The following is a 10,217-nucleotide window of genomic DNA, read 5'->3' as shown; positions in this document are numbered from 1 at the left end:
GGACGAATTGAACATATTGGTCAGCGGCATTGTTATCCATTAGCGTTGCAAAAAGCAGAGCAAATTATTGGGCATCGTGTAGCCTTAGTGGGTAACGCCTCTCAAACATTACATCCTATTGCAGGTCAAGGGTTTAATCTTGGTCTACGAGATGTGATGACATTAGCGAATACGTTAACTAAAGCGATTAACTCAGAGGCTGATATTGGCAGTTATCATATTCTTTCTCAATATCAGCAACTACGCCAAGAAGATAGAGAAAACACCATTACCATCACTGATGGATTAGTTAGTGTTTTTGCTAATCGTTGTGCTCCTTTAGTCGTTTCTCGTAATTTAGGGTTAATGGCGATGGAACTTTTCCCTGCAATGCGTGATAAATTAGCGTACCAAACCTTAGGTTGGATAAACTGAGTATAATCGCTTTTTAGGATACTTTTATTATGAAATCATTTGATGTTGTTATTGCTGGTGGTGGCATGGTGGGGCTTGCAATGGCCTGCGGATTACACGGCTGTGGATTACGTATTGCGATAATTGAAAATCACCCAGTTACTGAACATTACCATCCACAAGATGATTTTGCATTACGGGTATCAGCCATTAATACGGCAAGTGAGTTATTACTCAAAAAATTAGGTGTATGGGAAAATTTAACAGCATTACGCACAACACCTTATCAAGGTATGGAAGTGTGGGATCAAGATAGTTTTGGTCGAATTGAGTTTTCAGCTCAAAAAGAAGGTTTTTCTCACCTAGGTTCTATTATTGAAAATAATCTTATTCGCGAAGTACTTTGGCAAAAATGCGAAAGCCATAGTGATATTACATTCTATTCTTCAACTCAAATAGAGCGTGTAGCTTGGGGTGAAAATGATGCTTTTATCACGCTTAATGATGGCGAAATGCTCACAGCAAGGCTTGTGATAGGCGCTGATGGTGCAAATTCTTGGTTGCGCCGTCATGCTGATATACCATTGACATTCTGGGATTATGAACATCATGCTTTAGTGGCGACAATTCGCACTGAGCAACCTCATGAAAATGTTGCTCGACAGATTTTCCATGGTGACGGTATTTTAGCATTTCTTCCACTTTCTGAACCGCATACATGCTCTATTGTTTGGTCTTTGCCAGGTGCTCTTGCTCAAGAATATAAAAATCTCGATAAAACACAATTTGAGCGTACTTTAGGAGCGACCTTTAATATGCGTTTGGGATTATGTGAGCTAATGAGTGAACGCATGACAATACCGCTGACAGGCCGTTATGCACGCCAATTTGCAGCTCCGCGATTAGCGCTATTAGGTGATGCTGCTCATACTATTCATCCTTTAGCAGGGCAAGGTGTAAACCTTGGTTTTATGGATGTTGCTGAGCTTATTGGTGAAATCAGACGCTTAAAAGCAGAAGGCAAAGACTTTGGTGAATACCTCTATCTTCGCCGTTTTGAACGCCGTCGTAAACATGCTGCCGCGATTATGCTTGCAAGTATGCAAGGGTTTCGTGAGCTATTTTCTGGTAATAATCCCGTTAAGAAATTAGTACGTGATATCGGGCTTTCATTAGCGGATAACTTACCTGGTATTAAACCTAAATTGCTTGAGCAGGCAATGGGGCTTTCTGATTTGCCTGAGTGGTTAAGTGATAGGCAGCGGTTTTCAGCTGAAAAAATCTAATTAATACCTTATTTCACATTACTTTTATTTATGACAGACTGAAATAATAGAACTAAAAAAATCTATTTTTTCAGTCTATTCTTTGCTCTAACTCCCTTTTTTCAGTAATAGTTCACTAAAAATGAGTGCTGATACGCATAATCGTAATCATTCATTCCGCATACTTATATCTGTCATTTATGATTGAAAGAGGCAATACCCTATTTTAACTTATGGTTTATTTGTCTTCACAATGCTAAGTTCAAAGAGAAGGTATCGTTTGCGCTATACGTTTATTGCTCGTAATAGTTAATGCTATGTTTAAACGCTATATTTAAAAAGAGTGTTAAACATAAATGTAAATTGAAATTTAATGCGTTGATTTCTCATTTAATTTCAAATTGATATTTTATACGTTTTAACATATTGCGTTCTCTGGATAATCTAAAGATAAGTAGAAAGAGGGAAGAATGGCAAAACAGACTCCATTATATGATGAGCATGTCGCATGTGGCGCTCGTATGGTCGATTTTCATGGTTGGATGATGCCGTTGCATTATGGCTCTCAAATAGATGAACATCATATCGTTCGCCGTGATGCTGGAATGTTTGATGTTTCTCATATGACTATTGTTGACTTACATGGCTCACAAGTTCGTGACTTTTTGCGTTACTTACTTGCCAATGATGTTGCTAAACTCACCGAAAAAGGTAAGGCACTTTACACGGGGATGCTAAACGCATCAGGCGGTGTGATTGATGATCTTATCGTTTATTACTTTGATGATAATTTCTATCGCCTTGTTGTTAACTCGGCAACACGTGAAAAAGATCTGGCATGGATAATTGAGCATTCAAAAGATTATGTTGTTGATATTCAAGAACGAGATGATTTAGCTTTAATTGCCGTTCAAGGTCCTAATGCACAAGAAAAAGTACAACAACTCCTAACGGAGTCCCAGCGTCAAATCGTCTCTGCAATGAAGCCATTTTATGGCGTACAGATTGATTCTCTTTTTATAGCAACAACGGGCTATACTGGTGAAGCTGGGTATGAAATAGCGATGCCAAAAGAACAAGCTGTTGATTATTGGAAAAAATTATTAGCTGTGGGAGTAAAACCTGCGGGATTAGGCGCAAGAGATACACTGAGATTAGAAGCAGGTATGAATCTCTATAGTCAAGAAATGGATGAAACAATTAATCCTCTTGAAGCAAATATGGGCTGGACCATTGCATGGTCACCAGAAGATCGTCAATTTATAGGCCGTGAAGCACTAGAAAAATTACGCGCAACAGGCACAAATAAACTTGTTGGTTTAGTTATGCGAGAAAAAGGCGTATTGCGTGCAGATAGCGCAGTCCGTTTTACTGATGAAAATGGTGAAGTTCAAGAAGGTGTGATAACCAGTGGTACTTTTTCACCAACATTAGGTTTTAGTATTGCATTAGCAAGGGTACCAACAGGTATTAAAGATAGCGCAATTGTATTAATGCGTAATCGTGAAATACCAGTCGAAGTAGTCAAACCGGGTTTTGTTAGATTAGGTAAAGCATTGGTATAACACGCATAATTATTTTAAATGGAGAGTATGGTCAATGAGTCAGTTACCAAGTGAATTAAAATACGCAAAATCGCATGAGTGGATCCGTTCTGAAGGCAATGGTGAATATACGGTTGGGATCACTGAACATGCGCAAGAACTATTAGGTGATATGGTCTTTGTTGATTTACCCGAAGTCGGTAGAGAAGTAGACGCAGGTGAAGATTGTGCAGTGACTGAGTCAGTTAAAGCCGCTTCTGATATCTATGCGCCTATTTCAGGTGAAATAATTGCTGTTAATGAAGAGCTAGATAGCTCTCCTGAATTGGTTAATAGCGCACCTTATGCTGAGGGTTGGTTATTTAGAATTAAAGCTAATAATGAGAGTGAATTAAATCAATTACTCGATGCTGAAGGTTATCAAGAGCTAGTTGATAACGAAGAATAAAATAAGCGCCCCGTTATTAACTATCGGGGCGTTTTTATTTATTGCTAATCCATAATCCATTTTTATAGTGAATTCAGGAAATTAATTGCAATGACACAGACTTTACAGCAGTTAGAACACCGTGATGAATTTATTCGTCGCCATATCGGTTCATCACCAGAACAGATTAAAGAGATGCTTAGTACTGTTGGCGTCTCCTCATTGGCTGAATTAACAAAAAAAATTGTCCCTGATAATATTCAATTAGAGACACCTCCTGATGTTGGCTATGGCGCAACAGAACAAGAAGCATTAGCAGAACTCAAAGCTATCGCTAGTCAAAATAAATGCTTTGCTTCTTATATCGGTATGGGATATGTCCCTTGTGTATTACCACCTGTTATTTTACGTAATTTATTAGAAAATCCAGGTTGGTACACCGCTTACACGCCATATCAGCCAGAAGTCTCCCAAGGGCGCCTTGAGTCACTATTGAATTTTCAGCAAGTCACCATTGATTATACGGGCATGGATTTAGCGTCAGCGTCATTATTGGATGAAGCAACAGCTGCGGCAGAAGCAATGGCAATGTCAAAGCGTGTGAGTAAATTAAAAAATGCAGACCGTTTCTTTGTGGCTGATGATATTCATCCTCAAACGTTAGATGTCGTAAAAACACGAGCTGAGACATTTGGTTTTGATGTTGTTGTTGATAAAGCCGAAAAAGCATTAGAACTTGAAGGTATTTTTGGTGTGCTCTTACAGCAAGTCGGCACAACAGGTGAAGTGCATGACTACAGCCAATTATTAGCGCAATTAAAAGACCGCAAAATTATCACAAGCGTTGCGGCTGATTTAATGGCGCTGGTGGTGTTAACGGCGCCTGGTCATCAAGGTGCTGATATCATCTTAGGCTCAGCACAACGTTTTGGCGTACCTATGGGATATGGTGGACCACACGCCGCATTCTTTGCTTGTCGTGATGAATATAAGCGTGCAATGCCAGGTCGTATAATTGGTGTTTCTCGTGATGCCGCAGGAAATCGTGCATTACGTATGGCAATGCAAACGCGAGAACAACATATTCGTCGTGAAAAAGCGAACTCTAATATTTGTACATCACAAGTTTTACTCGCGAATATTGCCGCTATGTATGCGGTTTATCATGGACCTGAAGGCTTAAGAACTATTGCTCAGCGCATTCATCGCTTAACCGATATTTTAGCGCTCGGTTTACAACAAAATGGCATGACATTACGTCACAAAACATGGTTTGATACATTAACTATCGAAACTACTGATAAGTCAGCTATTTTACAACGAGCAAAAGATGCTGAGCTTAACTTGCGTACTGACCTTGTCGGTGCTGTTGGCGTGACATTAAGTGAAAAAACAACGCGCAATGATATTCTGATACTTATCGAAGTTATTAGCGGTAAAGCATTATCTGGCAATATTGATGAGTTAGATAAGCAGGTTGCAACAACTTCAATGTCAATTCCAGTCTCAATGCAACGTAATGACAAAGTACTAACGCACGAAAATTTCCATTCTTATCACAGTGAAACGGAAATGATGCGTTATATGCATCGGTTAGAAAATAAAGATTTAGCGCTGAATCAAGCCATGATCCCACTGGGTTCATGCACGATGAAATTAAATGCAGCTGCTGAAATGCTTCCTATTACGTGGCCTGAATTTACACAATTACATCCATTTTGCCCTCCTTATCAAGCAAAAGGCTTCCAGATAATGGTTGAACAACTCTCAAGCTGGTTGGCAACCTTAACGGGGTATGATGCTGTGTGTATGCAACCAAACTCAGGTGCACAAGGTGAATATGCGGGATTACTCGCTATTCGTCGTTATCATCAAAGCCGTGGTGAAGGTGCACGTCATATTTGTTTGATTCCAAGCTCAGCACATGGTACCAACCCTGCTTCAGCACATATGGCGGGTATGACAGTGGTTGTTGTAGGGTGTGATGACAATGGAAACATTGATATTGCCGATTTAAAAGCGAAAGCGAAAAAGCATCAAGATGAACTTTCTTGTGTGATGGTGACCTATCCTTCAACTCACGGTGTTTATGAAGAGGGTATTCGTGAAGTTTGCGACATTATTCATCAATATGGTGGACAAGTTTATCTTGATGGCGCGAATATGAATGCACAAGTAGGTATCACGACACCCGGTTTTATTGGATCTGATGTTTCCCACTTGAATCTACACAAAACATTCTGTATTCCTCATGGCGGCGGTGGTCCTGGTATGGGACCTATTGGTGTTAAATCACATTTAGCACCTTTTGTACCAGGTCATAGCGTTGTTGAAATGGAACATGTTACTAAACAAGGCGCAGTCAGTGCCGCTCAGTTTGGTAGTGCATCAATTTTGCCAATTAGCTGGATGTATATTCGCATGATGGGCTCACAAGGACTGAAAAAAGCTAGCCAAGTGGCAATTTTAAATGCTAACTATATTGCTCAACGCTTGAAGAATGACTATGACATTCTTTATTCAGGTGCTGATGGCTTGGTTGCTCATGAATGTATTATTGATATTCGTCCTTTAAAAGCGAATTATGGCATCAGTGAAATGGATGTTGCTAAGCGTCTTATCGATTATGGTTTCCATGCACCAACGATGTCATTCCCTGTAGCAGGAACCTTGATGATTGAGCCAACAGAATCAGAAAGTAAAGTAGAAATAGACCGCTTTATTGAAGCGTTACTTTCTATTCGTGCTGAAATTACGCAAGTTGATAAAGGAACTTGGCCTCTTGATGATAATCCACTGGTCAATGCTCCTCACACGCAATATGAATTAGTGCAAGAATGGTTACACAGTTATAGCCGTGAATGCGCAGTATTTCCTAGTGAAGCAACGAAACGTAATAAATATTGGCCTACCGTAAAACGTCTTGATGATGTTTATGGTGACCGTAATTTACATTGTTCATGTGCACCAATTAGTGACTATGAATAATTGATAGCTTAATATCTCAAAATAAAAACCGATGATTAATGTCATCGGTTTTTTTATTTTTTCTATAAAGACTATTTTAGCCAGCCTTTTTTCTGCGCTTCTAGCAATTGGGCATAAAGGTATTGCCAAAACTCAGGCCACTGTTTTTCAATAAACAGATTACGTTCTATAACTTGTTCTAAGCGAATATTATTTTCAACCCAGCTTTGCCCTTCATTATGTAGGTTCATTAGCATTGGCATTGCGCGATCGAGAATATTAGCAAATTGTGATTCAGCCGTTTTCGCTTCATCATATTCTTGCCATAAGTTAAGAAAATATTCATGTTGAGGTGACGGGAGTAAACCGAAAATACGTTTAGCTGCAAGTTTCTCTTGTTCAGCAACAGCTTTACGTGCTGCAATATCATAAACCATGACATCACCTGCATCTATTTCCACAACATCATGGACTAGGGCTAATTGAATAGCATGACCAATATCGATATCACCTGCATAAGGCTGAAAACTCATAGCTGCAATAGCAAAATGCCAGCTATGTTCAGCCGAGTTTTCACGGCGACTATTATCTAGCACATTATTTTTACGATAAATACGCTTTAATTTATCTAACTCAATAATAAATTTAATTGTGTCTGAATAGGGACCAAAAGCCCCAGTTGGTAATTGTGTCATAATAATCCGTCAGATTAATGAATTATTCTTCTTCTAAAGAATAAGGAAGTGGTTTTATTGATAAGCGGCTTGCACTATCACCTTGGATACGAAAAACACTGTCAGCCTCCATATCTTTATTCATCACAACTTCTGCAAGTAACGTATTATCAGACATGCGAACCGCTGTTAATACAGTCCCTGTTTTACGCCATTTATCTTCACCTAATTGCCATTCAATACTACCGCCAATTTCAGGTAGTGTTTCACCACCACCCGCGAGTAAATACATTGCACGCTTATTAGCACCTCTAAATTTCGCACGAGAAACCATTTCTTGACCGGTATAACAGCCTTTTTTAAAGCAGATACTAAGAGGCAAAGCTTGTAAATTAGTTGCTTGAGGTAAGAATTGTTCGATATTTGGTGTATCGATAATTGGATAACCTGCTTCAATCTCTAGTGATAACCATTGCTCACTATCATTTATTTGAGCATTCAGCGTAGTAGCTAAATGTTTGGCTGTATCTTCATCTGTAATAATTAAAAAACGTTCTGTCGGTAAAGGTAGTTGAAGAATAGATGTATTTTCGTGATGAATAACTTCATTAGCTTTACGGGGTATTTCAGGAAAATAGTCTGCTAATGCTTGTGCAGCACCTTGACCAGCAAGACCGAGTAGTACGGTATTCGTTTTTTCTGTAAAGGTCACTTTAGAAAATACAGCGTATTTTTTTATTTCAGCGAGTTGTTTTTCAGCAACATTTTTACGCAATATATAAGCAAAGCCATCAGTTTGATGAAAAATGCGTAATGTACTCCACATTTTTCCTTTCGCTTCACAATGTGCAGCTAACGTATGTTCATTTCTTGGTAATGCATTAATGTCTGCCGTTAGTTGACCTTGTAGATATTTTTCACTATCAGCCCCTATTACGGTTATTAGTGACCATTCATCTAAAGAAATCAGTGTTAACGGTAGATTGATTGCAGCATGTGGGCGTTTAGCCTGAATAGAATTTTGAGTCATGACATCACCAGCCATTTAATTAATCAGAGACATAGTTCATGGTAAAAGAGTCACAAGACAATGCAAGTTATTATTATTTATAGCGCACAGAAAAGAATATTGTTAAATCACAAATGATTTTGAGTTCAATAGTTTGCTGATGAGAGGAAAGAGGCAAACTGTGATCATTTTGATGTTAAATTTTTTTTGATAAGACTATCATCATAGATAGGTGGAAATAGCGTTATTTCTTTGAATTGAACATATAAAGAGCAAAGTATGACTATCGATATTGAAAATAAAGCACGAATTAATTGGGCATGCCGTCGTGGAATGCGTGAACTTGATATCTCTATCATGCCTTTTTTTGAAAACGAATACGATACGTTATCTGATGATGATAAAGCGCTGTTTGTACGCTTACTTGAATGTCCAGACCCTGATCTTTTTAATTGGTTAATGAACCATGGTCGTCCTGAAGATGATTCAATGTATTATATGGTTAAGTTAATCCAAGAAAGAAATAAACTTAGAATGGCTGATATTGTTGGTAAATACTGATTACTAATAATAAGTAAAATGAATATTTTATTGAAAATGCCTTTATAAAAGCCTTATAAAGGCATTTATATATAATATGATGAAATATTATTAATATATAAATAACTTAAATAAATATATTTGAGAATAAAAAGTTTTAACATTTCTTTATTCTTTTATATCCACGACTATTTCAATGAAACAAGCTTGTTTTGTTATCATCAATTTGCGGTAAATTCCTAAAAAATATATCTAAATACACTTTTATTTTATTTTTTCTTATGAAAATTCAATAATTTATTTATACTTCAATACATTAGTTAAGTATAAGTAACTAGAATTAGTGTGCTAATAAAGTGGTAATAAAAGAGGAATCAGCTAATATCATCGCTATTGTTTATGAACTATTCTTCTAAAATAGATTAACAGAGAGAATAAAATTGTATGTTATAGTTTCCTCTTATCACATATCAAAACACATTTTATGAACGTGTTATTCTTAATAGAGTTTCATTTATCAGTTAATGACTAAAGCAGGAGTTAATATAACTCGTGATTTTATGGAAAACGCACTTAACCGTTTCTTGGTTTACACAGCTATTCTCAACCCTTTTTTATGTGACTTTTGAAATAGCCTTGCTCCTGTTTCCTTGGTCGCCTAATTTTATCTATATATGGGTACCTTCCCTTTTTTTACTTATTATTGGCTGGTATTTTTCACAGCGAAATATCAATAGAATTAAAGGCGATTTAATTCTACTTAATGATAATCGTGTTCAATGGAAGTTACATGAATGGCGTTTAGCTAAGCGTCCTTGGATTAGCCGATTTGGCGCAAGATTAACGCTCGAGTCTGCTTTAAACAATAAGCAAATAACATTATGGGTTGCTTTTGATAGTATGGCAGAAAATGATTGGCGTAATTTCTCACAACTTTTGATGCAATACCCAGATATTTAATTCTGGGTATTTTATTTTATGCTGTGTTTGATGGTGTTTTATTAAAGGTGATGTGAGATTTTATTTGAAATAGGCTGTTGAGATTAACGATAGTGATCAATAAATTTTAACAAGAAACAACGTTCTTTATTGTCGTCATTGTCGTCATATCTATAAGTTTTCTTCTATTTCGCGTAAAATTTGCATACACCATTGTGATAAACGCTCATCAGTTTCTTCAAATTGGTTTACGTCATCTAAGGCAAGACCGACAAAGTGTTTACCATCATCTGATAATGGTTTAGGACTAATAAACTCATAACCTTCAGTTGGCCAAAACCCGATAAATTTAACACCACTTGGTAGCAAATGATGATAGAGCATACCTAATGCATCAAGAAACCATTCACTGTAATCCACCTGATCGCCCATACCATACATAGCTATCAGCTTATTTTT

Annotated in this window: 10 protein-coding genes; 7 read left to right on the top strand and 3 right to left on the bottom strand. The window is 37.4% G+C overall.

Going from position 1 to position 10,217, the window contains the following annotated elements; translation table 11 throughout:
• The 5 genes from M983_RS04065 to gcvP all read left to right on the top strand — a co-directional run.
• Positions 1 to 414 (top strand): FAD-dependent monooxygenase (locus M983_RS04065; protein WP_210433226.1); only part of this gene is annotated, 414 nt, incomplete at its 5' end.
• 29 nt (positions 415 to 443) lie between these two features.
• The gene (gene ubiI, locus M983_RS04060) at positions 444 to 1,679 is read left to right on the top strand and encodes an FAD-dependent 2-octaprenylphenol hydroxylase (RefSeq protein ID WP_066747414.1); all 1,236 of its coding nucleotides are present in this window, start codon (positions 444 to 446) and stop codon (positions 1,677 to 1,679) included.
• A gap of 449 nt (positions 1,680 to 2,128) precedes the next feature.
• Positions 2,129 to 3,223, top strand: coding sequence for a glycine cleavage system aminomethyltransferase GcvT (gcvT, locus tag M983_RS04055; protein WP_066747412.1), 1,095 nt, complete (start codon positions 2,129 to 2,131; stop codon positions 3,221 to 3,223).
• Positions 3,224 to 3,257: 34 nt separating this feature from the next.
• Positions 3,258 to 3,650, top strand: coding sequence for a glycine cleavage system protein GcvH (gene gcvH, locus M983_RS04050; protein ID WP_066747409.1), 393 nt, complete (start codon positions 3,258 to 3,260; stop codon positions 3,648 to 3,650).
• A 90-nt stretch (positions 3,651 to 3,740) separates the two neighbouring features.
• Positions 3,741 to 6,617: an aminomethyl-transferring glycine dehydrogenase gene (gcvP, locus tag M983_RS04045; protein ID WP_066747407.1), complete on the top strand. Its 2,877-nt coding sequence runs from the start codon at positions 3,741 to 3,743 to the stop codon at positions 6,615 to 6,617.
• Between the two features lie 71 nt (positions 6,618 to 6,688).
• Here the strand turns inward: gcvP and M983_RS04040 are convergent, their stop codons facing one another.
• Together M983_RS04040 and ygfZ are read right to left on the bottom strand one after the other, a co-directional pair.
• A complete protein-coding gene (locus tag M983_RS04040; protein WP_066747405.1) occupies positions 6,689 to 7,291 on the bottom strand; it encodes an HD domain-containing protein in 603 nt (200 codons plus the stop codon).
• Positions 7,292 to 7,313: 22 nt separating this feature from the next.
• Positions 7,314 to 8,300 (bottom strand): tRNA-modifying protein YgfZ, encoded by a 987-nt coding sequence (gene ygfZ, locus M983_RS04035; RefSeq protein WP_066747419.1) that lies wholly within the window; start codon positions 8,298 to 8,300, stop codon positions 7,314 to 7,316.
• Positions 8,301 to 8,564: 264 nt separating this feature from the next.
• Between ygfZ and sdhE the strand changes: the two genes are divergently transcribed.
• Both sdhE and M983_RS04025 read left to right on the top strand, forming a co-directional pair.
• Positions 8,565 to 8,840, top strand: a complete 276-nt coding sequence (gene sdhE, locus M983_RS04030; RefSeq protein ID WP_066747416.1) for an FAD assembly factor SdhE — start codon at positions 8,565 to 8,567, stop codon at positions 8,838 to 8,840.
• A 531-nt stretch (positions 8,841 to 9,371) separates the two neighbouring features.
• On the top strand, positions 9,372 to 9,779 hold the full coding sequence (locus M983_RS04025) for a protein YgfX (protein WP_066747403.1): 408 nt from the start codon (positions 9,372 to 9,374) through the stop codon (positions 9,777 to 9,779).
• A 150-nt stretch (positions 9,780 to 9,929) separates the two neighbouring features.
• On the opposite strand, the gene M983_RS04020 is transcribed toward M983_RS04025, so the two are convergent.
• On the bottom strand, positions 9,930 to 10,217 hold a 288-nt coding region (locus M983_RS04020; protein WP_074388142.1), incomplete at its 5' end, for an NADPH-dependent FMN reductase family protein.

It is taken from the genome of Proteus myxofaciens ATCC 19692 (assembly GCF_001654855.1).
Classification (GTDB): Bacteria; Pseudomonadota; Gammaproteobacteria; order Enterobacterales; family Enterobacteriaceae; genus Proteus; species Proteus myxofaciens.
The sequence above is the reverse complement of the archived record's forward strand: the minus strand, read 5'-3'. Positions and strand labels throughout refer to the sequence as shown.

Bases quoted from the DNA above. Each gene is read 5' to 3' on its own strand.
- ubiI (WP_066747414.1), top strand. From the start codon at position 444: ATGAAATCATTTGATGTTGTTATTGCTGGTGGTGGCATGGTGGGGCTT.
- gcvT (WP_066747412.1), top strand. From the start codon at position 2,129: ATGGCAAAACAGACTCCATTATATGATGAGCATGTCGCATGTGGCGCT.
- gcvH (WP_066747409.1), top strand. From the start codon at position 3,258: ATGAGTCAGTTACCAAGTGAATTAAAATACGCAAAATCGCATGAGTGG.
- gcvP (WP_066747407.1), top strand. From the start codon at position 3,741: ATGACACAGACTTTACAGCAGTTAGAACACCGTGATGAATTTATTCGT.
- M983_RS04040 (WP_066747405.1), bottom strand. From the start codon at position 7,291: ATGACACAATTACCAACTGGGGCTTTTGGTCCCTATTCAGACACAATT.
- ygfZ (WP_066747419.1), bottom strand. From the start codon at position 8,300: ATGACTCAAAATTCTATTCAGGCTAAACGCCCACATGCTGCAATCAAT.